This window comes from Pseudomonas sp. ASL3 (assembly GCF_056680425.1).
In genome coordinates this window covers 5,487,678-5,513,378 of record NZ_CM155281.1, presented here as the reverse complement: position 1 = coordinate 5,513,378, position 25,701 = coordinate 5,487,678, and the positions used below count along the sequence as shown (strand labels likewise).

Annotated in this window: 22 protein-coding genes; 13 read left to right on the top strand and 9 right to left on the bottom strand. The window is 58.1% G+C overall.

From position 1 onward, the window contains the following. The first annotated feature begins 363 nt into the window (after positions 1-363). A complete protein-coding gene (gene katE / locus AC1MEE_RS25225; RefSeq protein ID WP_480412213.1) occupies positions 364-2,532 on the top strand; it encodes a catalase HPII in 2,169 nt (722 codons plus the stop codon). Positions 2,533-2,601: 69 nt separating this feature from the next. Here katE and AC1MEE_RS25220 read toward each other — a convergent pair whose 3' ends face one another. The 4 genes from AC1MEE_RS25220 to AC1MEE_RS25205 all read right to left on the bottom strand — a co-directional run bounded on the left by AC1MEE_RS25220 (position 2,602) and on the right by AC1MEE_RS25205 (position 5,475). Further along, positions 2,602-3,318, bottom strand: a complete 717-nt coding sequence (locus AC1MEE_RS25220; RefSeq protein WP_480412212.1) for a PA5502 family lipoprotein — start codon at positions 3,316-3,318, stop codon at positions 2,602-2,604. 102 nt (positions 3,319-3,420) lie between these two features. Beyond that, positions 3,421-4,203 carry a zinc ABC transporter permease subunit ZnuB gene (gene znuB / locus AC1MEE_RS25215; protein ID WP_480412211.1) on the bottom strand — a complete coding sequence of 261 codons (783 nt, stop codon included), beginning with the start codon at positions 4,201-4,203 and terminating at the stop codon, positions 3,421-3,423. Continuing rightward, the gene (gene znuC, locus AC1MEE_RS25210) at positions 4,196-4,993 is read right to left on the bottom strand and encodes a zinc ABC transporter ATP-binding protein ZnuC (RefSeq protein WP_480412210.1); all 798 of its coding nucleotides are present in this window, start codon (positions 4,991-4,993) and stop codon (positions 4,196-4,198) included. The genes znuB and znuC overlap by 8 nt, the downstream gene beginning before the upstream one ends. Beyond that, the gene (locus tag AC1MEE_RS25205) at positions 4,993-5,475 is read right to left on the bottom strand and encodes a Fur family transcriptional regulator (protein WP_480412209.1); all 483 of its coding nucleotides are present in this window, start codon (positions 5,473-5,475) and stop codon (positions 4,993-4,995) included. The genes znuC and AC1MEE_RS25205 overlap by 1 nt, the downstream gene beginning before the upstream one ends. 66 nt (positions 5,476-5,541) lie before the next feature. On the opposite strand from AC1MEE_RS25205, the gene AC1MEE_RS25200 reads away from it, so the two are divergent. Then, entirely contained in the window at positions 5,542-6,465 is a 924-nt protein-coding gene (locus tag AC1MEE_RS25200) for a zinc ABC transporter substrate-binding protein (RefSeq protein ID WP_480412208.1), read from the top strand. 111 nt (positions 6,466-6,576) lie between these two features. Beyond that, the gene (locus tag AC1MEE_RS25195; RefSeq protein WP_480410535.1) at positions 6,577-8,001 is read left to right on the top strand and encodes an IS1182 family transposase; all 1,425 of its coding nucleotides are present in this window, start codon (positions 6,577-6,579) and stop codon (positions 7,999-8,001) included. Between the two features lie 413 nt (positions 8,002-8,414). On the opposite strand, the gene AC1MEE_RS25190 is transcribed toward AC1MEE_RS25195, so the two are convergent. Further along, positions 8,415-9,365: a homoserine kinase gene (locus AC1MEE_RS25190; protein ID WP_480412207.1), complete on the bottom strand. Its 951-nt coding sequence runs from the start codon at positions 9,363-9,365 to the stop codon at positions 8,415-8,417. Positions 9,366-9,401: 36 nt separating this feature from the next. Continuing rightward, positions 9,402-9,689 (bottom strand): DUF2782 domain-containing protein, encoded by a 288-nt coding sequence (locus AC1MEE_RS25185; protein WP_480412206.1) that lies wholly within the window; start codon positions 9,687-9,689, stop codon positions 9,402-9,404. Positions 9,690-9,763: 74 nt separating this feature from the next. Here AC1MEE_RS25185 and polA point away from each other — a divergent pair, with 74 nt between their 5' ends. Beyond that, entirely contained in the window at positions 9,764-12,526 is a 2,763-nt protein-coding gene (gene polA, locus AC1MEE_RS25180; RefSeq protein WP_480412205.1) for a DNA polymerase I, read from the top strand. A 310-nt stretch (positions 12,527-12,836) separates the two neighbouring features. On the opposite strand, the gene yihA is transcribed toward polA, so the two are convergent. After that, positions 12,837-13,481, bottom strand: a complete 645-nt coding sequence (gene yihA, locus AC1MEE_RS25175; protein ID WP_480412204.1) for a ribosome biogenesis GTP-binding protein YihA/YsxC — start codon at positions 13,479-13,481, stop codon at positions 12,837-12,839. 190 nt (positions 13,482-13,671) lie between these two features. Here yihA and AC1MEE_RS25170 point away from each other — a divergent pair, with 190 nt between their 5' ends. The 7 genes from AC1MEE_RS25170 (at position 13,672) to AC1MEE_RS25140 (ending at position 20,981) form a co-directional block, all read left to right on the top strand. Then, the gene (locus AC1MEE_RS25170) at positions 13,672-13,962 is read left to right on the top strand and encodes a c-type cytochrome (protein ID WP_480412203.1); all 291 of its coding nucleotides are present in this window, start codon (positions 13,672-13,674) and stop codon (positions 13,960-13,962) included. Positions 13,963-14,008: 46 nt separating this feature from the next. After that, a complete protein-coding gene (locus AC1MEE_RS25165) occupies positions 14,009-14,635 on the top strand; it encodes a c-type cytochrome (protein WP_480412202.1) in 627 nt (208 codons plus the stop codon). A gap of 198 nt (positions 14,636-14,833) precedes the next feature. Beyond that, positions 14,834-15,478, top strand: coding sequence for a thiol:disulfide interchange protein DsbA/DsbL (locus tag AC1MEE_RS25160; RefSeq protein ID WP_480412201.1), 645 nt, complete (start codon positions 14,834-14,836; stop codon positions 15,476-15,478). Positions 15,479-15,490: 12 nt separating this feature from the next. Further along, on the top strand, positions 15,491-16,369 hold the full coding sequence (locus AC1MEE_RS25155; RefSeq protein ID WP_480412200.1) for an endonuclease/exonuclease/phosphatase family protein: 879 nt from the start codon (positions 15,491-15,493) through the stop codon (positions 16,367-16,369). Further along, positions 16,366-18,393, top strand: a complete 2,028-nt coding sequence (locus AC1MEE_RS25150) for a GGDEF domain-containing protein (protein ID WP_480412199.1) — start codon at positions 16,366-16,368, stop codon at positions 18,391-18,393. Before AC1MEE_RS25155 ends, AC1MEE_RS25150 begins: the two co-directional genes overlap by 4 nt. 113 nt (positions 18,394-18,506) lie before the next feature. After that, positions 18,507-19,286 carry an N-acetylmuramoyl-L-alanine amidase gene (locus tag AC1MEE_RS25145; protein WP_480412198.1) on the top strand — a complete coding sequence of 260 codons (780 nt, stop codon included), beginning with the start codon at positions 18,507-18,509 and terminating at the stop codon, positions 19,284-19,286. A gap of 81 nt (positions 19,287-19,367) precedes the next feature. Next, complete coding sequence (locus AC1MEE_RS25140) at positions 19,368-20,981, top strand: EAL domain-containing protein (protein ID WP_480412197.1); 1,614 nt, start codon at positions 19,368-19,370, stop codon at positions 20,979-20,981. 12 nt (positions 20,982-20,993) lie between these two features. Here AC1MEE_RS25140 and AC1MEE_RS25135 read toward each other — a convergent pair whose 3' ends face one another. Both AC1MEE_RS25135 and algB read right to left on the bottom strand, forming a co-directional pair. Further along, complete coding sequence (locus AC1MEE_RS25135; RefSeq protein WP_480412196.1) at positions 20,994-22,781, bottom strand: KinB sensor domain-containing domain; 1,788 nt, start codon at positions 22,779-22,781, stop codon at positions 20,994-20,996. Positions 22,782-22,791: 10 nt separating this feature from the next. Next, positions 22,792-24,138, bottom strand: a complete 1,347-nt coding sequence (algB, locus tag AC1MEE_RS25130) for a sigma-54-dependent response regulator transcription factor AlgB (RefSeq protein WP_480412195.1) — start codon at positions 24,136-24,138, stop codon at positions 22,792-22,794. A gap of 229 nt (positions 24,139-24,367) precedes the next feature. On the opposite strand from algB, the gene AC1MEE_RS25125 reads away from it, so the two are divergent. Then, the gene (locus AC1MEE_RS25125) at positions 24,368-25,216 is read left to right on the top strand and encodes a BON domain-containing protein (protein WP_480416339.1); all 849 of its coding nucleotides are present in this window, start codon (positions 24,368-24,370) and stop codon (positions 25,214-25,216) included. A 39-nt stretch (positions 25,217-25,255) separates the two neighbouring features. Next, positions 25,256-25,690 (top strand): ferritin-like domain-containing protein, encoded by a 435-nt coding sequence (locus tag AC1MEE_RS25120; RefSeq protein WP_480412194.1) that lies wholly within the window; start codon positions 25,256-25,258, stop codon positions 25,688-25,690. The last annotated feature ends 11 nt before the right edge of the window (positions 25,691-25,701 follow it).

Sequence of the window (25,701 nt, the reverse complement as noted above, 5' to 3'; positions counted from 1 at the left end):
TTGTGGGGGCGCGGTAAAAAAGGGTGGAGGAAGCGGCCGGATGTTCAGGCGTTCTTACTACCAACGGGCACCGGCTGGATGAGCCGGGCGCGCATTTTAGCCTGTCTGGTTAGAGGTTCTTAGCATTTATTTCACGACAAACCTGCGAAACGGCAATAACGAGATCGGTGGTGGCGATGGCGTGGGGCTCGTTCGCTGGGTAGACCAAAGGTCATGAAAAACACGGAACGGCTGTTTTATCGCTCAGTCACAAATTAAGCGTCTCGATTTTCCTGAGTGCCGTGCCAGGAGAGTTTTTGCCGATCAAGCCCATGCCGATTGAGTTGGCGCCAGGGCCGCCCGCAACCGAGGAGTTTCAGTCTGATGGCCACTAAGAAAACCATAACCCACACCACGACTCGCGCTACGTCCAAAACCGAAAACAGCCAACTGGCGGGCACCGACACCCTGGATCGGGGCAATACCAACGCCAAGCTGGAAAGCCTGGAACAGTTCCGTTCCGATGCCACCGAGCAGGCGCTGCGCACTAATCAGGGTGTAAAAGTTTCCGATAACCAGAACACGCTTAAGGTCGGTGATCGCGGTCCGTCTTTGCTTGAAGATTTCATCATGCGTGAAAAAATCACGCATTTTGACCATGAGCGGATTCCTGAGCGCGTCGTTCACGCCCGGGGTACCGCTGCGCACGGTTATTTTCAGACTTATGAAAGTCATGCCCTGTTGACCAAGGCGGGCTTCTTGCAAGACCCTGAGAAAAAGACCCCTGTGTTCGTGCGTTTTTCCACTGTGCAGGGGCCGCGTGGCTCAGGCGATACGGTGCGTGACGTACGGGGTTTTGCTGTGAAGTTTTACACCGAAGAAGGCAACTTCGATCTGGTCGGCAACAACATGCCGGTGTTCTTCATTCAGGATGCGATTAAGTTTCCGGACTTCGTCCACGCGGTAAAACCCGAGCCGCACAACGAAATACCGACTGGCGGCTCAGCGCACGATACGTTTTGGGATTTCGTCTCGCTGGTGCCGGAATCGGCGCATATGGTGATCTGGACGATGTCCGACCGGGCCATTCCGAAAAGCCTGCGGACCATGCAAGGTTTCGGTATCCACACCTTCCGCCTGATCAACGCCGAAGGTAAATCGAGCTTCGTCAAATTCCATTGGAAGCCCAAGTTTGGCGTGTGCTCGCTGCTCTGGGACGAAGCGCAAAAACTGGCGGGCAAGGACACTGATTTCCACCGTCGCGACCTTTGGGAGTCGATTGAAACCGGCGATTACCCCGAGTGGGAATTTGGCGTGCAGATTGTCGCGGAAGAGGACGAACACAGGTTTGATTTCGACCTGCTGGATCCGACCAAGATCATCCCCGAAGAGTTAGTGCCGGTCACGCCGCTGGGCAAGATGGTGCTCAACCGAAACCCGGACAACTTCTTCGCCGAAACTGAACAGGTCGCGTTCTGCCCTGCGCATATCGTGCCGGGTATCGACTTCTCCAATGATCCGCTGCTGCAAGGCCGGCTGTTTTCCTACACCGACACTCAGATCAGCCGTCTCGGTGGGCCGAACTTCCATGAGATTCCGATCAACCGTCCACTTGCACCCAACCACAGCGGGCAACGCGACGCGCAACATCGCACCACCCTCGACAAGGGGCGTACGTCTTACGAGCCCAACTCCATCGATGGTGGCTGGCCGAAAGAAACGCCGCCATCACCGCAGGACGGCGGTTTCGAGTCCTATCCGGAACGCCTCGAAGCGCACAAGGTTCGTCGTCGCAGTGAATCCTTCGCTGACCATTTCTCTCAGGCGCGCCTGTTCTTCCGGAGCATGAGCACCCACGAGAAAGAACACATTATTGCCGCTTACAGTTTTGAGCTGGGCAAGGTGGGGCGCGAATGGATTCGCGCCCGTCAGGTCAACGAAATTCTGGCCAATATTGACCTGGAGCTGGCCGCGCGCGTGGCGCAAAACCTCGGAATGCCTGCGCCGAAAGCCGGCACGTTGCCAGAAAAATCGACCTCCGTGACTGAATCACCCGCACTGAGCCAGGTGAACCTGCTGTCCGGTGACATCGTTTCACGCAAAGTGGCAATTCTTGCAGCCAACGGCGTCGATGGTGCTGCCATCTCGGCGCTGAAAAAGGCGCTGGAAGCCGAAGGTGCACACGCCAAACTGCTGGGTCTGACGTCGGCACCGATAACGACCGTAGACGGCGAGAGCCTACCCGTGGACGCTTCCATGGACGGGATGCCGTCGATAGCCTTCGACGCGGTATTTGTGCCGGGCGGTGCTGAATCGGTGAAAGCGCTGAGTACCCACGGTGTGGCGCTGCACTTTCTGCTTGAGGCGTACAAACACCTCAAGGCAATTGCGTTGAACGACGAAGCCAAGGAACTGCTGAGCGTGCTGCATCTGGAGGCCGATGAAGGCTTGCTCGTTGGCAAGGACAGTAAGGCATTCAAGGCTTTTTTTGCCGCGATAGCTCAGCATCGGGTCTGGGCGCGTGAGCCGAAGGCCAAGACTATTCCGGCTTGATGTGGGGTTTTGCCGGGCAGATGTTCTGTTTCTGATCTGACGCTATCGCGGGCTAGCCCGCGATAGGGGTCATAACTTGGCGGGCTTGAGAACGATGTGCGCGGGTTGAGTACGCTCGATCTGGCGCTCCAGCTGCAACTCGAAATCAGGGTTGAGCTTATTCACGCGCTTGGTCAGCAGCGTGGCAAGCCACGGGTAATCATCGGTGCGTGGCACTTGCAGAGTGACCTGGCAATCGAAGGCCGTTACATCCGCCGCGATCGCATCCAGTTGGCGGCGAAGTTGCACCATGTTGCCGATTTTCAGCTCGATGGTCGTGCTTTCGGCGGTCGGGTCGATGACCTTCGCGATGCGTTTGGCTTCCGCTGCTTTCAGTTCGGCTTCGGCTTTTTCCAGCTCGGCTTTACGCGCCTGAGCAATGGCGCCGTTGACGCCGCTGGTCAGCGCTGGGGCCTTGGGCATCAGCGCCCGGGCGCGGCTCAATGCGCTGGCTGCCGCATTCACATCGCCTTTTTGCAGGACGGTCTGGCTGCGCTTCAAGTACGCCTCAGCCAACCGCCGTTGGTACTGTTCAATGCGCGGGTCGTCTGGCATCTGCGTCTGCAGGGCAGCCAACTGGTCTTCGGCGGTGGCCAGCTCGCTGCTGGCGATATTCTGCTCAAGCAGCTCAAAGCTGGTGGGCTCGGCGGCAGGCGCTGGCGTTTCGACCGTCGGCGCACTGTGGCAGGCGCCCAACAGGATGGAAAATGCGACAAGGAGCAGATAACGGGAGGCGAACGGCTTCATTCCTGCGATTCTCTAATTGCGCAAAAAACGAGCAAGTCTACACATAAGTACCTTGCCTCGAAAATAACTGTTCGATTCTGAGCGTATTTCCGAGGCAGGGCACTATCGCTTTGGTAGAACAAAGCTTAGTAAAAACAACACCGCTGCGCAGACCACGATCGAAGGTCCCGCCGGAGTGTCCTTGAACCACGACAAGGCCAGCCCACCGCACACGGCAACCACCCCCAGCAGGCTGGCGCCCAGCGCCATTTGTTCGGGCGAGCGCGCATGGCGTTGCGCGGCGGCGGCTGGAATGATCAGCAACGAGGTGATGAGCAGTACGCCGACGATTTTCATCGCCACGGCGATCACTATTGCGATCAACAGCATCAAGGTCATGCGCAAGGCGGCAACCGGCAGGCCTTCGACCCTCGCCAGTTCTTCATGCACCGTGATTGCCAGCAGTGGACGCCACAACGCGACGATTAGCGCCATGACCGCCGCGCTACCGCCCAGAATCCAGGCCAGATCCGTGGGACTGATTGCCAGCAGGTCACCGAACAGATAACCCATCAGGTCGATGCGAACGTTGTGCATAAAGCTCAGCACCACCAGCCCCAGGGACAGGGTGCTGGGCGCAAGGATCCCCAGCAGCGTGTCCGACGCGAGCGGCTGGCGCTGCTGCAGGGTCACCAGGAGAATAGCCAATAGCAGGCAGCCGACGGTGACCGCCAATGCCGGGCTGATATCCAGCAAAAAGCCCAATGCAACGCCAAGCAACGCGGCATGGGACAGGGTGTCGCCGAAATAAGCCATGCGCCGCCAGACCACGAATGAACCGAGGGGGCCTGCGACCAGCGCCAGCGCCAGCCCCGCGAGCAAGGCATACAGTAGAAAATCAGCCATGCTTGCAGTTTTCTCCGTGCACATGGGTATGGGGCGGGCTTGCCGCTGGCGCGGTCTCATCGACCACAGCGCCGTGCAAGTCGTGGGCGTGATCGTGGTGGTGGTGATAAATCGCCAGACTTTGCGCGTTGGTGCCGAACAGCTCGACGAACGCCGGATCGTTGCTGACTTGCTCCGGGTGGCCTGAGCAGCACACATGCCGATTCAGGCAAACCACCTGGTCGGTGGTGCTCATCACCAGATGTAAATCATGGGACACCATCAGCACGCCACAGCCGTGGCGATCGCGCAGGCGGGTGATCAAGCTATACAGCTCGGCCTGGCCAGCAACGTCGACGCCTTGCACCGGCTCATCAAGGACCAGCAGCTCGGGCTCGCGCAGCAGCGCACGGGCCAGCAAGACACGCTGCATCTCGCCCCCGGAAATCCCTTGCAGCGGGCTGTCGATGACTTTTTCGGCGCCTACTTCGTTCAGCGCCTCGAGCGCGCGTGGGCGATCCACTCCGGGTACCAGACGTAGAAAGCGCAGCACCGACAGCGGCAACGTGGGGTCTACGTGCAGCTTTTGCGGCATGTAGCCAACCCGCAACTTCGGCTTGCGCCAGACGGTGCCCGTATCTGGCTTGAGCAGGCCCAGTACAGCCCGCACCAGCGTGGTCTTGCCCGCGCCGTTGGGGCCGATCAAGGTGACGATTTCGCCGGGTCTGACACTGAGCTGAATATTTTCCAGCACGCTTTGCCCGGCAAAGGTAACAGCCACCTGATCGAGACGGATCAATGCAGTGCTCATCAAGCCGCCTTGCAGCCCGAACACAGACCGACGATTTCGACCGTTTGCCCTTCGACCGTGAAACCGACCTCGGCCGCGGCACTGACAACGGCCTGGGTGATGCTCTGGTGTTGCAACTCGATAGCGGCGTGGCATTCCCGGCAGATCAGGAACTGGCCTTGATGCGCATGCGTCGGGTGGTTGCAACCGGTAAAGGCGTTGAGCGAGGCGATGCGGTGCACGAGGCCGTTTTCCAGCAGGAAATCCAGTGCGCGATACACAGTTGGCGGCGCAGCGCGGCGGCCGTCTTCTTCGCTGAGGACCGCGAGAATGTCATAGGCACCCAGCGGTTTATGACTTTGCCAGACCAGTTCCAGCACGCGACGACGCAGAGCGGTCAGGCGCAGACCTTTGCGCGCGCACAGCGTGTCAGCCTCGGAGAGCGCGGTATGCACGCAATGGGAGTGATCATGGGGGCGACTGGCCAGCGGTGTTTTAGGCATGAGCGGCGACGGCTTTTGTGAGAGACGTTATTATGTTACCTGTTCCTGTCTCTCTGGGTGATGATCGTGTCGCGTCTTTTTGCCATTTTTATTGCTGTAACTGCCAGCTTACTGGTGATCACGTCTGCCCAGGCCGAGGTTCGGGTGTTAACCAGCATCAAGCCGTTGCAGTTGATTGCCGCTGCGGTGCAGGACGGTGTGGGCACGCCTGAAGTGCTGCTGCCGCCGGGTTCTTCTCCGCATAATTACGCGCTGCGCCCGTCCGATGTACGGCGCGTGCGTGAAGTCGATCTTCTCTACTGGATCGGCCCGGACATGGAAAGCTTTCTGCCACGCGTCTTGCAAAGTCGCACGTTGCCTACGGTAAGCGTGCAATCGTTGCCGGGCTTGCACCTGCGTCGCTTTGCTGCGGACAGCCAGTCCCATGAGGTGGCGGATCCTTCTGAGCATGATCGTGACCATCGTCCCGGCAGTCTCGACGCCCATTTATGGCTGTCTTCCGTCAATGCGCGGGTGATTGCTGCGCGGATGGCCACTGATCTGAGCGCGGCTGATCCGGCCAATGCGGCACGTTATCAGAGCAACGTGAAGGCGTTCGATGCCCACCTCGAAGCCTTGGATGTGCGGCTGAAAGCGCGGGTTGCGGGCATCGCTGGCAAGCCGTTCTTCGTCTTCCATGAAGCATTCGATTACTTTGAGGACGCCTACGGCCTTAAACATGCTGGCGTGTTCAGCGTCGCCGCAGAAGTGCAGCCCGGCGCGCAACACGTTGCAGCGATGCGCGCGCGATTGAGCGAAGTCGGCAAAACCTGCGTTTTCAGCGAGCCACCGATGCGCCCTCGCCTGGCCGAAACCCTGACGGCCGGGCTACCGGTCAAACTGGCCGAACTTGATGGATTGGGCGGCTACACCCCCGCGACCGCGCAGGGTTACGAGCAAATGATGGAAAAGCTGGGCAATGATTTGGCGGGGTGTCTGGAGTCGTTGTGACCGGTCGCTAGATTCGCAGGCAAGCCTGCTCCCACACAGACTGTGTGAAAACCTGGCAATTCTTGCAACGGTCTAAGAAAATGCCTTCATCGGAAGATTGGGGGCATTTTTGTGGCATACATCCAAGGCATAGCGCGCGATCAGAGCAGTCTTTTTCCGGTGTCGCTGGAAGAATCCATTCCGGTAGACCACTTGGTCAGAGTCATTGATGCCTATGTCACCCAGCTCAATCTGCGGGAGCTGGGATTCGACAAGGCTGTCCTCAAGGGCAACGGGCGCCCGCCCTATGATCCGGCAGACCTGCTCAAACTTTATCTCTACGGCTATTTCCTCAGCATCCGTTCGTCACGCCGCCTCGAAGCCGAATGCCTGCGCAACATCGAAGTCATGTGGCTGCTCAATCAGCTCGCACCTGACTTCAAAACCATCGCCGATTTCCGCAGAGACAACGGTGCCGCATTCGCCGCCATCTGCCGACTCTTCATTCTTTTTTGCCGTGAAGTGGGGCTAATCGCCGGCAAGCTGGTTGCTATCGACGGCAGCAAATTCAAAGCCGTGGCCTCCAAGCGCCGTCATATGAGCCTCAAGCACCTTAAGCGCGATGAGGAAATACTGAACAAGAAGATTACCCAGTACCTGGCGGAGCTTGATCGGGCGGACAAAGACGACGCCGATCAGCCTGTGGATAAGCAGAAAGTCAAAGCCGCTTTGGCCCGTCTGAGCAACAAACGAGACAACAACCTGACCCGTCAGCAGGTGATGAAGGCGCTGGAAGTCGAGCAGTTCATCAGCACCGAAAGCGAGGCGCGGATGATGCGGGCGCCGCAAGGCATGGCCGTGGCGTACAACGTGCAGACGGCGGTGGATGCCGAGAACGGCTTGATCCTGCACCACGAAGTGACTCAGGACGGCGATGACCGCAAACAGCTTGAACCCATGGCCAAAGCGGCTAAAGAAGTACTGCAACAGTCAGAGCTGACGGTAGTGGCCGATGCCGGATATTCCCACGGCAAACAATTCCAGGCCTGTGAAGACGCGGGTATCACGGCGTATGTGCCGCTGAATCGAACGATCAACACGCGGGGCGGGGACGTAAAATTCTTTGACCGCACCCAGTTTACGTATGAGGCCCTGGACGATCAGTACCGGTGCCCGAATGGCAAGCTACTGACGCTGACGCAACTGAATCGCGGCACGCGTATTTACCACGCACTGCCCAGTGACTGCGCCCACTGCCCGCTGAAAAGTCAGTGCACCAAGACCTCCCGCCGGAAAGTAACGCGGCATGCGCATGAGGCCGCTTTTGAGCGAATGGAGCAGCGCATGCAGGCGCATCCGGAGAAGATGGTTGAACGAAGGTCCATCGTTGAACACCCCTTCGGCAACCTCAAGCAATGGATCATGGGCAATGGACGGTTCTTGCTACGCCAACTGAAAGGCGCGCGAATAGAGATGTCGCTGGCGGTGCTTGCCTATAACTTTAAAAGGGCGATCAATGTGCTGGGTGCGCGTGAAATGATGGCGAAGATGGGCTAAGCAGCCTTTTTTTGCGCCTGACAAACGTCCCAGGACTGGCCATGGAGCGCTCAAAACGCTTTGTCCCGGCGACGTGAAAACGAACAGCGATGATTTCGGGATCAAAGGCCAAAAACCAACGCCCCGACAAGTCGGGGCGTTGGTTTGAAACATGATCGTCAGGTTTTCACACAGCCTGCACAGATGACCGCATACCTGTGCAGGCTGTGTGAAAACCCCAACAGAAAACTGAACTGCATGTTCGTACGTCAATTCTGAAATAGATCGGCTGTTGGACAGACCTGAATTTCACGTAGGAACGCGATTTTCAGGTCAGTTTTTAATCAGTTAATCGGTCGCGGAGGTTTTCACACAGCCTGTGTGGGAGCAGGCTTGCCTGCGAAGAATGCAACGCGGTACGTCAGGTATTTCGACTAAAGCGCAAACGGCAGCGGTGTATGGACTTGCTGGCGCTGGGCCAGGCGTTGCTGGAACTCCATCGGGTCGTGAATCAATACGTCCTGCCCGGCAAAGGATTCCGCCGCGATCAGGCGCGACAGCCAGAAACGCACGCAGGCCACGCGCAGCATCGTCGGCCACAGCTCGGCTTCGCTGGCGGTGAACGGGCGCAATCCGGCGTAGGCACCGAGCAATGCGCGGGCTCTTGCCCCGTCGATCTGGCCATCTTCGTGGGAACACCAATCATTGAGCGCAATTGCCAGGTCGTAGAGCATCGGCCCCGAGCAAGCGTTGTAGAAGTCGATCAGCCCTGTCAGGTGCGTGCCTTCGAACAAGGCGTTGTCGCGGAATAGATCCGCGTGCAGGTTGGCACGCGGCAAAGCCATGATTCTTGGCTTGAGTCGTTCGATCTCTTCCAGTGCCGCCTGCAGCAGTGCGCTTTGCGTCGCGTCCAGGTGCGACATCAATGTCGCCCCTTCGGCCAGCATCCAGTCCAACCCGCGATCAGTCTTGCGTTCCAATACATGTCCGCGCGTCGCCAGATGCAGATGCCCCAGTAACTCGCCGATCTGCACGCAGTGCTGGGTGTTCGGTTCGCTGATGTGTTTGCCGGGGAGCCGCGGTTGTAGCAGCGCCGGCTTGCCCGCCAGCTCACGCAAGGCACTGCCGTCGGTGGTGCGCAAAGCGTAAGGCACCGGCAGATTGGCGTCGTGCAGCACGTCGAGCAACTCGATGAAAAACGGCAAGTCCTGAATCGGACCGCGTTCGACCAGGGTCAGGACAAACTCGCCCTGCTCCAGGTTGACGAAGAAATTGCTGTTTTCGCTACCGGCGGCAATGCCCTGAAAGTCATGCAGACGGCCAAGCCCGTAGGGGGCGAGAAATGTTTCGAGCTCGGGCCGAGCCAGGGGGGTAAACACGGACATGGTCAAGACTGCCAGCTATAGGGTGAATGTAAGGCGTTACCAGCTGAATATTTCCCACTGGGGGATCAGCATGCCCGGGGCGTCCGAGCGAATGTAATTGGCTTCTGTGCCATCGGCGCGCACCAGAAAATACGGTTTGCCACCTTTTGGCGTGATCTTGATCGCATAGAGGAACCCGTTTAGCCGGTATTCCTGAATGAGTTTGTCTCCTTGGGTGCGGATGGTAACGTCTGGCTCCGCCGATGGAGCATTGTCTGCAGCAACTGCGACCAGCGGGCAGAGTACCAACAGGCAGGCCAGCAACAGGCGATTTGTTGTGCGCATGATAACCTTCTCCCTTTGTCGTCAACGGTCCTCGCATTCTAGCGCCGACCCCGCCGAAAAGGTTGATCCTGCTCATGAGCCAAGCCCCCCTCGTCCTGGTGGACGGTTCTTCTTACCTCTACCGCGCCTTTCATGCACTGCCGCCACTCGCTACGTCCAAGGGATTGCCTACGGGTGCTGTCAAGGGCGTGCTGAACATGCTCAAAAGCCTGCGTCGGCAATATCCCGACAGCCCGTTCGCCGTGGTCTTCGACGCCAAGGGCGGCACGTTTCGTGATGCGTTGTTCGCCGAATACAAGGCCAATCGCCCGAGCATGCCTGACGATCTGCGGGTGCAGGTCGACTTGCTCCACGCGTGCGTCAAAGGTCTGGGCTATCCATTGCTGTGTGTCGAAGGCGTCGAGGCCGATGACGTGATCGGTACGCTGGCCCGCAGCAGTGCGGCGGCGGACCGTCCGGTGATTATCTCCACCGGCGACAAGGACATGGCGCAACTGGTCGACGGGCACATTACCTTGGTCAATACGATGACCGGTAGCGTGCTGGATATCGCTGGCGTGAAAGAGAAGTTTGGCGTCGGTCCTGAACACATCATCGATTACCTGGCGCTGATGGGCGACAAAGTCGACAACATTCCGGGTGTTCCCGGCGTTGGTGAAAAGACCGCGGTCGGCCTGCTGGTCGGTATCGGCGGCGGTCTGATCGAGCTGTACGCGAACCTGGACAAGGTTGCAGCACTGCCTATTCGCGGCGCGAAAACTCTGTCGACCAAGCTTGAAGAACACAAGGACATGGCATTCCTCTCCTACGAGCTGGCGACGATCAAGATCGATGTGCCGCTGGATATCGAGCTGGACGCCTTGCACTGCGGCGAGCCGGATCGCGACAAATTGGTCGAGTTGTACACCGAGCTGGAGTTCAAAAGCTGGATCGAAGAGTTGCAGCGCGACGCCAAGCGTGCCGGTGAAGAGATTGTTCTTGCCGAAGAGCCGGTGGTCGCTGAAACGCGTTACGAAACCATTCTTGAACAGGATCAGCTCGATGCCTGGCTGAAGAAACTGAACGACGCCAAGCTGTTTGCCTTCGTCACCCAAAGCAACGGTCTCGACGCGCAGCGGGCGCAGTTGGTCGGGATCTCGTTTGCGGTCGAGGTCAACGAAGCGGCTTATCTCCCGCTGACCCACTCCTACATGGGCGTGCCGCAACAGCTGGATCGCGACACGGTGCTCAAGGCGCTCAAGCCGTTGCTCGAAGACCCGAGCAAGATCAAGGTCGGCCAGCACGCCAAGTTCGATATCAACATTCTCGCCAACTGCGCGATTGGCGGTGATCAAAGCCAAGGCATCACCGTGCAGGGCCTGGCGTTCGACACCATGCTCGAATCCTACGTGCTCGATTCCACCGCGACTCGCCACGACAAGGACAGTCTTGCCCTCAAGTACCTGAACCACACGAATACCAGCTTGCAGGACATCGCCGGCAAGGGCGTGAAGCAACTGACGTTCGGCCAGATCGCATTGGAGCAAGCCTCGCAGTTCGCTGCGGAAGACGCCGATGTGACCCTGCGCTTGCATCACGCCTTGATGGAAAAACTCGCGGCGACGCCGAGTCTGGTGCCGGTGCTGAACGACATCGAAATGCCGTTGGTGCCGGTGTTGGCGAGAATCGAACGCCAGGGCGCGTTGGTCGATGCCAAGCTATTGGGCATCCAGAGCGTAGAGCTGGGCGAGAAGATGGTGGCCCTGGAGCGCGAGGCGTTCGCTATCGCTGGCGAGGAGTTCAACCTCGGCTCGCCCAAGCAGCTCGGCGTGATTTTGTATGAAAAACTCGGTCTGCCAATCCTCAACAAAACGGCCAAAGGTCAGGCTTCTACCGCAGAAGCGGTGTTGGCTGAGCTGGCAGAGCAGGATTACCCGCTGCCTAAAGTGCTGATGCAGTACCGCTCGATGAGCAAGCTGAAAAGCACCTACACCGACCGATTGCCAGAACAGATCAATCCGCGCACCGGGCGAATCCATACGACCTATCAGCAAGCGGTCGCAGCGACCGGACGTTTGTCCTCCAACGATCCGAACCTGCAGAACATTCCGATTCGTAGTGCCGAAGGGCGTCGGATCCGTCAGGCGTTCGTTGCGCCCAAGGGCTACAAGTTGCTAGCGGCGGACTACTCGCAAATCGAGCTGCGGATCATGGCGCACCTGGCCAAGGACGAGGGTTTGCTGCATGCCTTCCGCAACGACCTGGATGTGCACCGCGCGACGGCGGCTGAGGTGTTTGGCGTCGAGCTGGAGAACGTCAGCATCGACATGCGCCGCAGTGCCAAGGCGATCAACTTCGGTTTGATCTACGGCATGAGCGCGTTTGGTCTGGCGAAACAGATCGGCGTCGACCGGAAACAGTCACAGGCTTATATCGACCGTTATTTCACCCGTTATCCCGGCGTACTTGATTACATGGAGCGCACTCGGGCGCAGGCCGCCGAGCAGGGCTTTGTGGAAACCCTCTTCGGCCGTCGACTCTACTTGCCGGACATCAATGCCAAGAACCAGGCATTGCGCAAAGGCGCTGAACGGACTGCGATCAACGCGCCGATGCAGGGCACCGCGGCCGACATTATCAAGAAAGCCATGGTGGCAGTGGATGGCTGGCTGGCTGACTCCGGTCTCGATGCCAAGGTCATTCTTCAGGTTCACGATGAATTGGTGCTGGAAGTGCGTGAAGACCTGGTCGAGCAGGTGCGTGAGCAGATTCGCCCTTACATGAGTGGGGCGGCGGAACTGGATGTGCCGCTGCTCGTCGAAGTCGGTGTGGGCAACAACTGGGACGAGGCTCACTAAATCGCTGAAGACGCTGGTCGAGGCTGCGACTTAAGGTCGCAGCGCAGGCTGGCGCTGATTCCGGATTTCGCCCTTATTCTCAAGCTTATTCCAGAAGTGAAGAGTGTTTATCGCGAACCGCTCAAAAGCGCGGAGGAACTAAACCAATGATTTGCCAGTCAGAGATTGGGAATGGCTGGTGAAGCCCTTCGATGCTCCTTATGTTGTGTTAAGTGTTGGCAGATATCTGGACCCCGCCCTAGCGGTCTAGAACTTGAACCCCGAACTTCCCCTCCCCATAGAAGTCCGGGGTTTTTTTTGCCTGCGATTCTTACGATGCAGACGGTTCAGCTACTTTATCTGCCAGCTCCATCCAGCCCGCCAATACAGTGTAGGCGTCTTCCAGGCCCATGCGCTTTGGCGCCGAAAACAGCTGAATGCTTACCGCGTCGCCCCAACCTTTACGAATCTCGGCCTGTACTTTGAGCAGGGCGTTTTTTGCGGCGCCATAGGTCAGCTTGTCGGCTTTGGTCAGCAGGATGTGCATAGGCATGTGGCTGGCGATCGACCAATCGAGCATCAACAGGTCGAAGTCGGTCATGGGATGACGGATATCCATCATCAAAATCAGACCTTTGAGGCTTTCGCGGCTACCCAGATATGCTTCCAGGTGACGTTGCCAGTGCAATTTGAGCGGGATCGGCACCTTGGCGTAGCCATAACCAGGCAAGTCGACCAGGCGACGATCATCGTCCAGACTGAAGAAGTTCAGCAGCTGGGTACGCCCTGGCGTCTTCGATGTACGCGCCAGGCTGGCGTGAGTAAGGGTGTTCAGTGCGCTCGACTTGCCGGCGTTGGAACGCCCTGCGAAGGCCACTTCAAAGCCTTCGTCGTCGGGACATTGATCGACTTTGGCCGCGCTGAGCATGAAGGTAGCCTGTTGGCACAGACCGAGAATGGGGTTCTTGAGTTGCATGGGATTTCCGATGAGGGCGGTGCCGGCAGGAGCGCGGCAAGCAGTGTCGTTTCCGTTTCAGTAGCGCCAGTATATAATGCCGCAGATTTTGTGTGCGCTTTGTCCCATCGTAGGATGAAGTTCACGGGAACAAGTGAGTTGAATTGCGCATTAGAACGCAGCACGTTCCCAGCCCTGAAAAGGTCGTTTTATGAAGAAGTGGCTGCTAGCTACCGGTGTCTTGATGCCGTTCTTCAGCGCTCAGGCTACACAGGATCCGGAAGCCGTGTACAACCGTGCTTGTGTGGCCTGTCATGCCGGTCAATTGCCGATGGCACCGAAACCGGGTGATCGGGCAGCTTGGGCGCCGAGACTGTCGCAAGGTATGGAGACGCTGGTGCAACACGTGACCCAGGGTTTCAAGGCAATGCCGCCGCGTGGATTGTGCATGGACTGCAGTAGCGAGGATTACCGCGTAATCATCCAGTGGATGAGCGAGTAACCCCGATACATAACTCTCTCACCCTTAGCCGTAGTTGGATTAGCTGATGAACAAATTACTCGCGAGTCTGCTGTTGACCTTGGGCATCACTGGTATGGCCCAGGCCGCTGGCGCTGCTGCAGGTGTTGTTGGCGACGCTGCTGCCGGTCAGGCAAAAGCGGCTGTATGTGGCGCTTGTCATGGCCCGGACGGCAATAGCGTGGCGCCTAACTTCCCGAAACTGGCGGGTCAGGGGAACCGCTATCTGCTCAAGCAAATGCATGACATCAAGGATGGTAAGCGCACGGTCCTGGAAATGACCGGTCTGCTGACCAGCGTGCAGGATCAAGACCTGGCGGACATCGCGGCTTATTTTTCCAGCCAGAAAGGCAGCGTTGGCGCTGCTGATCCAAAACTGGTGGCTGCCGGTGAAGCACTGTTCCGTGGCGGCAAACTGGATCAAGGCATGCCAGCCTGCACCGGCTGCCACTCGCCAAACGGCGTGGGTAACCCGGCTGCCGGCTTCCCGCACCTGGGTGGTCAGCACGCTGCTTATGTGACCAAACAGCTGACGGCGTTCCGTGAAGGCGACCGTACCAACGATGGCGACACCATGGTCATGCGCAGCGTCGCATCGAAGCTGAGCAACAAGGATATCGCAGCGCTGTCGGCCTACATTCAAGGCTTGCATTGATAGCGGTCTGATCGTTTTGCGAATGATCTACATCTTTCGCAACGATTTTAAGACTTTCCCGCACGGAAGCGGGCTCAAAAAGGGTGGCTTAGGCTGCCCTTTTTCGTAGCCGCCAGCGTTACACTAGCGAACTCAAGCCCGCCCGCCCGGTCGAAGACTGGTCGCGTGAAGGCGACTTCATATGCCCAGGAGTAAAGCATGCGTAATCTGATTCTCAGCGCCGCTCTCGTTGCTGCCAGCCTGTTCGGGATCTCCGCTCAAGCCGCCGAGCCGATCGAAGCCGGTAAGCAGTATGTCGAGCTGAGCAGCGCCGTCCCTGTTTCCGAACCGGGCAAGATCGAAGTGGTAGAAATGTTCTGGTATGGCTGCCCACACTGCTATGCCTTTGAACCGACCATCAATCCATGGGTAGCAAAACTGCCTGCCGATGTGCACTTCGTCCGTATTCCTGCCATGTTCGGCGGCCCGTGGGACGCTCACGGCCAACTGTTCATTACCCTTGACACCATGGGCGTAGAAAGCAAAGTCCATGCTGCGGTGTTCGATGCCATCCAGAAGGGCGGCAAGAAACTCGTCAAGCCTGAAGACATGGCTGATTTCGTCGCGACTCAAGGCATCGACAGGACCAAGTTCCTGGAGACATTCAACTCCTTCGCAGTGAAGGGCAAGATCGCGCAATACAAGGATCTGGCCAAGAAGTACGAGATTTCTGGCGTACCTACCATGATCGTCAACGGCAAATACCGGTTTGACCTGGGTACTGCCGGGGGGCCTGAGCAAGCGCTTGCAGTCGCTGACCAGTTGATCGCCAAAGAGCGCGCCTCTGCTGTAGTTGCCAAGTAAGCGGCGCCTGCCATGCGACGCTGGGGAACGGAGCGGGTCGTTGGTCGGCATGATGCGCAGGTCAACGAACATCACCTGCAAGCAAGCGGTTTACCGGCCGATGGTCGGTTGCGCTTGCTCAGCTTCAACATTCAGGTGGGCATCAGTACCGAGCGCTATCGGCATTACCTGACTCGCGGGTGGCAGCATTTGCTGCCGCATACCGGGCGAGCAGGCAACCTGAAAAAGATCGGTGATCTGCTCGGCGACTTCGATCTGGTCGCCCTGCAGGAAGTCGATGGCGGCAGCCTGCGATCAGGCTACGTCAATCAAGTCGAACACCTTGCCCAGCTCGGGGCCTTCCCGTACTGGTATCAGCAACTCAATCGCAACCTCGGGCGTTTTGGCCAGCACAGCAATGGTGTGCTCAGCCGCTTGCGGCCGTGGGCGATAGAAGATCATCCATTGCCCGGCCCTGCTGGGCGCGGGGCGATTCTGCTGCGTTTCGGCGAAGGACCGGATGCGCTGGTGGTGGTGATGATGCACCTGGCATTGGGTGCCCGCGCTCGCACCCTGCAGTTGGCTTACATTCGCGAGTTGATCGGTGATTATCGCCACCAGGTGTTGATGGGCGACATGAACACCCATGCCAACGATTTGCTGGAAAATTCTCCGCTACGCGACTTGGGCTTGTTGGCACCGCAGATCGAGGCGACCTTCCCCAGCTGGCGTCCTCAACGTTGCCTTGATCATATTTTGCTCAGCCCCAGCCTGACGCTGGAACGCGTGCAGGTGTTGGCTCAACCGATCTCCGACCATCTGCCCGTTGCGGTGGAGATCCGGTTGCCCGTCTCATTATGCACTGACGTGCTGTTCGTTCCCGGCACGCCTCCTCGCGGAACCCTTGCATGAGCGAAGAAGCAGAGCGCTGGAAAGAAAAGTATCTGAAAAGCATCGAACAACAGGACAAACTCGAGCGTCGCTGGAATGCGCGGCTCGACCTGCTGCGTCGAGGTTTGGTGCGCAGCAGTCTGGCTGCCGAAGGCACTGATCGCGCGGTCGATCAGTGCATGAAGGAAATGCGCGAAATCGTGCGTCGCGACGATATGGACGCGGGCCTCGCGGCACTGATTCCCCGCCTGGAAAAAGCCGTACTCGACTCAGAGCAGCGCCGCGAAACCCGGGTCGGTCAGATGGGGACTGCCCTGAACGCATTGGTCAGTCAGCTGCAAAGCCTGCCCTTACCGCGAGAAGTGAGCCGGTCGCTCAAGAGCTTTGCCAAGCAATTGGACGATCGCGTTTCTCAGACGCGCGAACTGCCGCTGTTACTCGGCGAGTTGAGCGGCTTGCAAGGCAAAGCGCTGACCCTGCTGGAAAACCCTGAGGAAGCTTCCCGACCAGGGTTCTTGCAGCGATTGTTTGGTGGTCGTGAAGCTGCCAGCAACGGGACGGAACCGGTGGCCGAAGCCTCGGTTGAGCCGGTGTTCACGCCTGTAGAACCTCTGGTGCAACCGGTCGAAACGAGCAATGAAAACGCAGGGCTTCCTGCTCAAGCTCAAGTGGCTCAGGCCCCCCCTCCTACTCTCGAAGCGCCTGCGCCGGTACCTGTTCCACCCGTTGAAGACCGGACAGAAGGTACGCCTGTCCCCGAACCTGAAAAGCGCTTCTTGGCCGCCAGTCCGTCGATGGCGTTGGAAAACCTGGCGCCATTCGAGGCTCCCGTTGAGGGTGCTCCGGTTGTTGAAGCGTCGGCAGTCGAGCCTGAGGTCATTGAATATCTGCCGCTGGCGCTGCCAGAAGCCGTGCCTGAGGTTGATCAGGAGGTCGAGGTTGATCACGAGCTCGTCGAGCAAGACGTAGTCTATGACCTGCCTGCCACCCCCGAGCCAAGCTACAGCTCGGTGGCGACGCATATTGAAGAAACACTGCTGGGCCTGCTTGACGATCTGACCTTGCCAGAGCATCACCGTCCTCAGGCACAGGCGATGCGGGCTCGTCTGGCCAAGGGCTTGAACTGGTATGAGCTGTTGCCAATTCTCGACGACCTGGCTGTATTGATGCTGGCGATCTCCGACGGCGGTCAGCATGAGTTCGAGGTGTATCTCAAGCAGCTCAATGAGCGACTGGAGTCCTTTCAGAGCAACTTGCAAACCGCCAGTGAAGGCCACGCCGATAGTCGTTCCGTTTCCCGCGATATGCAAAGCCAGCTGCGCGAGCAAGTCGATGGCTTGCAAAGCAGTGTGCAAGGTGCGGCCGACCTGAGCAGTCTCAAACAGGTGCTGGAAAACCGTCTTGAAGGTTTGCTCGGCACTATGGACCAGCATCAACAGCAACGTGACGAACGTGAGCAGGAAGTGGCGGCGCGGCTGCAGGGCCTGGCGAGTCGGGTGGCGACGATGGAGCAAGAGGCTCAGGTTTTTCGGGTGCATCTCGAGGAGCAGCGGCAAAAGGCTTTGGTCGATCCGTTGACTGCTTTACCCAACCGTGCGGCCTGGAGCGAGCGCCTGGAGCAGGAGATCGGTCTATGGCAAAAGAACAGAAATGAACTGCTGCTGGGAATGCTCGACCTCGATCACTTCAAAAGAATCAATGACAACTACGGCCATCTGGCAGGCGACAAGGTGCTGAAGATCATCGCCAACGAACTGCGCAAGCGCCTGCGCCCCAGCGATTTCATTGCCCGGTTTGGCGGTGAAGAGTTCGTCCTGTTAATCCCCGACACCTCCATGGTTGAAGGTCTGGCGTTGATGGACAAACTGCGCAAGGCCATCGAGGCCTGTCCGTTTCACTTCAAAGGCGAACCGGTGACCATCACTGTGTCGATGGGCATTAGCGCTTTCAGGGCTGGCGAGCGTAGCGAGTCAGTATTGAAGAGAGCGGATCAGGCGCTATATCGCGCCAAGGACGAAGGCAGAAACCGTATAGAACAAGGCTGACAGGCCCCGTGCCGATTGATGAGTAAATATTGCAAAGCTCAGCTTTACTAAAACGCTCCTCCAGCATTACGTTATGCTATTGCATTACTTGCCTATGTGTACTCTGACCTTCCATGAAATTGCTCACCTCGCTGGTACTGCTGATTCTCCTGACCGCTTGCAGCAGCGGCCCGAAGCTCGACACCAGTCATCCGTCAGCCAACTATGACAACCGGATCCAGTTCGTCATCTTGCACTACACCAATGCGCCGCTGGAGCGCTCTCTAGCGCTATTGACCCATGGCGACGTCAGCAGCCATTACCTGATCGGCGATCAGCAGCGCCCCACGGTCTACAAACTGGTCGATGAAAACCTTCGGGCCTGGCATGCCGGCGAAAGTGAGTGGGAAGGCCGCACGTGGCTCAACTCCAGCTCTATTGGCATTGAAATCGTTAACCCCGGTTATCGCGATACACCCACTGGCAGGCTTTGGTACCCCTACACCGAGGGCCAGATCCAGGCGTTGATCGTGTTGCTCAAAGACATCGTCAAACGCAATAACATCGATCCTCGACATGTCATTGGCCATAGTGACATCGCCCCTATGCGCAAACTCGATCCGGGCCCGTTGTTTCCATGGAAGCGACTGGCGGAGGAAGGGCTGGGTAACTGGCCCGATGCTCAGGCGGTCGCTCAGCGTCAGGCGCTGATGATGGATAACTTGCCGAGCATTACCTGGTTCCAGCAGCAACTGCTCCAGCTGGGTTACGCGACACCACAGACCGGCGAGTTTGATACTGCCACGCGAGATGTGTTGGCTGCATTTCAGATGCATTATCGACCAGAGCGTTTCGATGGCCAGCCTGATGTGCAAAGCGCAGCTATCCTGCAAGTGCTCAACCCGCAAAAGTAAAAACGTTCGGCCCGTCTGATAGGGCGGGCTATTTTCTGACTTGTTGCTATACCTCAGTGGTATTCATTTGGATATTCATTGATGGCTATGGCTGCAGCACGCATTGCGAGCTACCGTCCCTGGCTGCTGGCATTGCTGGCGGCATTACTCACTGCTGCCCTGTTGTTATGCGGGAGTTTCGGTTTGGCCATGCATCAGGCCAGGCAGGATGAAAGCGAGCAGATGAATGCTCAGGGCGAGCGCTTTCTGGTGCGTCTGGAGCAACTGTTCGGTCAATTGCGCGAAGGTCTCGATCAACTGGAAGCGCAGCCGTTGCGCAGCTGTAACCCGCAGATGCTGGAAATGCTGCGTCAGGTCAGCGTCAGCTATCGGTTCATTTATGAAGCAGCCTTCGTTGGTGATTCTCAATCCTGTTCGAGCTGGGCGCGGCAGACTGTACTCAATCACCAGCGCGCTCCGGACATTCGCGGGCCGACCTACGATTATTGGCTCAACACCTCGGCTCAACCTGATGACAACCTGGCAGCATTGATGTTGGGACGGAGTGATTTCCGGGTCTCGACCTCTCGCGGCCATCTGACCGATGTGGTTGATCTTCCTGCTGGCGGCAGTCTCCTGGTGGTCCTGGATAAAGGTGTCAGGGCCGTACCGGTGCTGGGGCCTGCGCAGGTCTGGCCACCGACGCCGGACTGGTCGCCTGTCACCGTCCAGACACTGGTCACGACCCCCACCCAGCTGATTTACCGAATGCCGACGCAAAGCCCTGAGTACCAGCTTGTCCTCATTACGCCGCGCTCGAGTTTGCAGCAGCAATTGAGTGGGGCCTGGTGGCTGCTGGCTCCGGCCAGCTTGCTGATGGCGTTGTGCGTTGGCGCGCTGGTGTTGCAGTTGGTGCGTCAGCGCCAATCGTTGGGCGGGGAGCTTCAGGGGGCATTGCGCCGGGGTGAATTGCAGGTGCTGTATCAGCCGATATTCGACCTCAACAGTCGCCGCTGTGTCGGCGCTGAGGCGCTGGTGCGCTGGCGCCGGCCGGACGGCACCCTGACCAGCCCTGATCTATTCATTCCATTGGCGGAAAACACCGGACAGATTCGGCAAATCACGGACTTCGTTCTTCAGCAGCTTTTGGAGCAATTGGGCCAGCTATTACGCGCCAATCCGCAACTGTATATCTCGGTGAACCTGGCCGCATGTGATGTCATGGCGCCGCGTATCGGCCGGGTAACGGCCCGATTGCTGGCGTTGCACCGGGTGGCCGCGCGGCAGATAGCGTTCGAGGTCACCGAGCGCGGCTTGATCGATGTGGTGGTGGCTCGAAATCACCTGCAAGCACTGCGCGATGTGGGCCATCAAGTGTTGATCGACGATTTCGGCACCGGCTATTGCAGCCTCGCGTATCTGCAAACGCTCCCCGTGGATTGTCTGAAAATCGACAAGGCGTTCATCGACGCGCTCGGGCACGATGCCGCCAGCAGCGGAGTCGCGCCACACATCATCCGCATGGCTCACGCTCTGCAATTGCGGGTGATCGCCGAAGGGATCGAATTTGAAGCACAAGCACTGCTGCTCAGCAGTGAAGGCGTGAACTATGGCCAGGGCTGGCTGTTTGCCCGGCCATTGAGTGCGGCCAAGCTCACCGAACTGGTCACCGGCGGCAGGCGCGCGCTCGCCCGGCGCAATGATGATGAGGCCTGAGGCTGTCAGCTTTTACAGTGGCAATGCCATGTAGAACTGGGTGCCCTGCCCCGGTCGCGAATAGACGCCCATCCGGCCTCCGTGCAATTGCACGATTTCCTTGCACAGCGCCAGGCCTAGCCCCGCCCCACCTTTCTTGCGCCCGACCTGGACGAAGGGTTCGAAAATCCGCCCTTGCTGGCCATAAGCGATGCCTTCACCGTTGTCCTCGACGCTGACGATGACCCGCTCGCCGTGGCGTCGGGCCTGCAAGCGAATCAGCCCGTTCTGTGGGGTGTGGCGTAGTGCGTTATCCAAAAGGTTATCCAGTACGCGATCCAACTGTGCATGGTCGGCATGCAGGCGTGGCAATGGCCCCTGAATCTCCACCAGCAACACGATGTTCTGTTCAGCCGCTTGTTCGGTGAAACGCTGGCGCGCTTGCTCAAGCAAATCATCGATGGCGCAGGGGGCGAGGCTGAGTTTTTGCAGACCATTCTGGTAGCGCGAAAAATTTAACAGATCGTTGATCAACTGCATCAGACGCTGCATTTCTTCATTGACCGTATCGAGCAGGTCGGCTTCGCGTGAATCCGCGGCAAAGTGCACGCGCTCTTGAAGCAAGCCGAACGCCATATGCATGCCGGTCACAGGTGTGCGTAGTTCATGGGAGGCGCGCAGGACGAATTCGCTGCGTACCCGTTCGAACGCACGCTGCTCGGTTACGTCGTGCAATACCATTACCGCACCCAGGATATGGCCCTTGGTGTGGCTGACAGGCGTCAAGCTGTAGGTCAGCAGCCGTGATTCACCATCGACCTCAACGGCCAGATCTTCCGGCGCATGCTCCAGGCTTCCGCCGCGCAGGGTCAGGTACAACTGCTCATCCAGTTCAGGGCGCTGCAAGGCCTCGCCCAGCCCTTGGCCCAGCCGATCCTCGTCCCAGCCCAGCTGACGTTGGGCCACCGGATTGAGATGCTCCAGACGCCCTTGCCGGTCAATCATCAGCAACCCGTCGTCGATACTGTCGAGCACCGCTTGCAGGCGTTGTTGGCCAGCGAGTAGCTCATCGATATTCGTTGCCTGATGCTGGCGCAAGGCTTCGGCCATGATCCCAAAGCGCCGAGTCAGCTGGTTCATTTCCGCCGCCGAAGAAATCGGCAACGTGACCTCGAAATTGCCTTGGCCAATGTTGTCGGCGGCCTTGGCCAGCGCTTCGATAGGCGCGCCGAAACGCTGAGCGATACCGTGGGCGGTAATAAAACCGATGCACAGCACAGCAATGCCTACCAACCCCAGCAGGCCGGCCACCCATAGCGCCCGTTCGTGCGCTATGTGCTGTGTCTGGTTGAAGTTGTCCAGCGCTTGCTTTTGGGTGTTGATCAGTCCATCGCGCAGGACATTGAAACTGTTCGTGAGCGGGGCATTGTCGTACAGCTTGGCGGGCTGATTTCGTAGCTGATCGAAGTCTTGAGCGAAACGCTGGTAGTTAATGCGTGCCTGATCGAAGCCGGTTTCCACATTATTTTGCGCATCGTACTCGACGCCTTGGGCCAGCAGCTCCTGAAACTGCTGCTGCGCCTGCTCGATTGCTGATCGGTTGGGGTGCTCGCTGAGCATCATGACCAACTGATCGCCGAGGCTCTGGCGCAGCTTCAGGCCCAGATCAAGGGTGATGAAGTTGTGGTGAATCAGCGATTCCTGGGTTCTAGCCATCTGCATTACGCTGACGAGCCCAAGCAATAGCCCCAGCAGCGCGACCGTCATCAGCGCCGAGATACTCAGGAACAATCGGGTACGCAACTTCATGGCCAGTTTCATGAGTTGAGATTCATAGATTGTACTGTTTACGTTTGCGGTACAGCGTCGAGGCGTCGATGCCCAAGGTTTTCGCGGCCTGATCGAGCGTATCGCTGGTGGCAAGAACGGCGCCGATATGTGCTTTTTCCAGCTCATCCAGGCTCATTGCAGCGCCAACCCGCGGAGCGTTGTTGGTTGGCTGTTCGGCCATCCCCAAATGGCTGATTTCCACACGCTCTTGCGGGCAAATAATGCTGGCCCGTTCGATAACGTTACGCAATTCACGGATGTTGCCCGGCCAACGATAGTTAAGCAGCGCCGATCGCGCTTCTTCGCTGAAACCGCGTGCAGGGCGGGCGTATTCCTTGACGAAACGGGCGAGAAACCGGTCGGCCAGGGTGAGAATGTCTTCGCTGCGCTCACGCAGTGGCGGCAGATGCAGGGTAATGACGTTCAAGCGATACAGCAGGTCTTCGCGAAAACGCCCGTCGCGCACCATGTCTTCGAGGTTCAGGTTGGTCGCCGCCAGGATTCTCACATCTGCGCGACGTGTGACCGGATCACCAACACGCTCGTATTCCTTGTCCTGAATGAAGCGTAGCAATTTAGGCTGCAACGCCAGCGGGAAATCACCAATTTCATCGAGGAATAGAGTGCCGGCATCGGCCTGATTGACGCGACCCAAGGTGCTTTCGCTGGCACCGGTAAACGCCCCTCGGCTGTGGCCGAACATCTCGCTTTCGATCAGCTCGGCGCTCAGCGAAGGGCAGTTGATAGTGACGCAGGACTTCTTCGCTCGTTTGCTCCAGCCGTGAATGGCGCGCGCCAATTCACCCTTACCGGTGCCGGATTCCCCAAGAATAAGAATGTTCGCATCGGTATTGGCGACCTGACGCGCGGTTTCCAGTACGGCCATCATCGACGGGCTGTGGGAGTCCAGGCCGTCCTTGGGCTTGCGCACTTCGCCTTCCAGCGCTTCGAGCCGCGCCGACAGCTGACGCACCTCAAGCTGCTTGGCAGTCGCCAGACGCAATTGATCCGGGCTGCAAGGTTTTACCAGATAGTCGGCAGCGCCTGCCCGAATGGCATCGACTGCGGTGTCGACGGCTGAATGGGCAGTAACAATCACCACGCGCATCCATGGCGCCTGGATGCGCATTTGCGCCAGTACATCCAGACCGTTGTCTTCACCCAGGCGCAAGTCCAGGAAGCACAGGTCGAACACCTGGCGCTGCAGCAACGCGTCTGCCTGAGCCGCGCTGTTGGCGGTGGCGACGGTGTAGCCCTCATCTTCCAGGCAATAGCGAAAGGTGCGAAGGATCGCGGATTCGTCATCCACTAAGAGAATACGGCCCTGGCGTTCAGTGGCTGTGTCCATATTCCTACGCTCCGTTATGAATGATCTTCGTTAGTCTCGGAAAAATCGGGCAAGTTGCATGGTTGATTCTGATTGATTCTGCGCCTTGCATGGTAGCTATCTGCTGACTAAGTAGTTATCTATCTGATTTATATGGTTTTTCTATCTTGTAAGGGACTGGCACGAGGCTTGCGATTCTCCAGCGACTGTCGTCACAAACGACCCGCGCATGATTGATGGAGAACCGTTTATGCACCCGCTGAAGAAGATTGCCCTGTCCGCTGCGACAGCCGCAGTACTGGGTTTGACCCCCTTGCTCGCGCAAGCGGCCCAGGAAGATCTGGCCAGTCAGCTTACTGAAGCACGGCAGGAAGGCTCGATCTGGACCGCTTTCGCCCTTAACCGGCATTTGAGCCCTTTCAAGATTGATGTAAACGTCCAGCACGGCACTGCCGTACTCAAGGGCAAGGTTGAAAATCAGGTCGACCGCGAACTGGCTGAACAGATAGCGCTCGACACTAAAGGCATCGATAAAGTCGATAACCAGTTGGAGGTGGACCCAAACGTCGCAGCTGAGCCTGGCACCAAAGCCAATGTCGCTCAGCGGTTTGAGGATGCGACGCTTACGGCGACGGTGAAATCCAAACTGTTATGGAACAGCATCACCGAAGCACTGAATATTCAGGTGGATAGCAAAGAAGGTGTCGTCACCCTCAAAGGCCATGCACAAAGCGCGGAAGCCAAGGAACTGGCCGGGAGCCTGGCCAGCAACACCGACGGCGTGACGGAGGTCAATAACCTGATCAGCCTGAGTGCGAGTGATCCATCGGTGCCCAAAGTGCAGCCCGGCGCCACCAGCGCTGGCGAGGCTATCAGCGACATCTGGATCACCAGCAAGGTGAAATCCAGCCTGATCTATAGCCGCAACCTCGACGGTTTGAATATCAAGGTCGACACCAAAGACGGCATGGTCAGCCTGAACGGGGTCGTCGCCAATTACGCAGAAAAACAACTGGCGGTCGAGATCGCACGAAATATCCGTGGTGTGCGTGGTGTGAATGCGGATGCGTTGAAAGTCATAACCCGCACGGCGGGTTAATCCTGTGTGTCTTTTTTGAAAAATTAATGGAGAAGAATCATGAGCGACGCAATAACCCAACTCAACGAACTGATTGAAATTACCCGCGATGGGCAGCGGTTTTATCAGCACGCCGCTGAGGAGGTTAAAGATCCACGGTTCATAGGGTTGTTTCTGGACATGGCGCAGGCCAAGAACGAACTCATCCGCGCGCTGGCCGTAGAAGTGGCGACCGAGCACCAGAAACCAGCCGAAGGCGGAACATTTGTCGGCAGGATGCGCCAGATGTACGCCGACACCAACGCGACGCTGTCCGGCGATGAAAGCGCGACCTATGCGGCGCAGCTGGAAGAGGCTGAGGACCGTATTCTGCACGCCTTTGAAGATGCGCTACAAAGCGCTGAGCCCAAGGTCAAGGCGCTGGTGGCGGAAAAACTTCCGCAAGTCCGCGCTGCCCATGATCGGATGCGGAATTTGAAGCGGGATACGCACTAGCTTTTTTACGT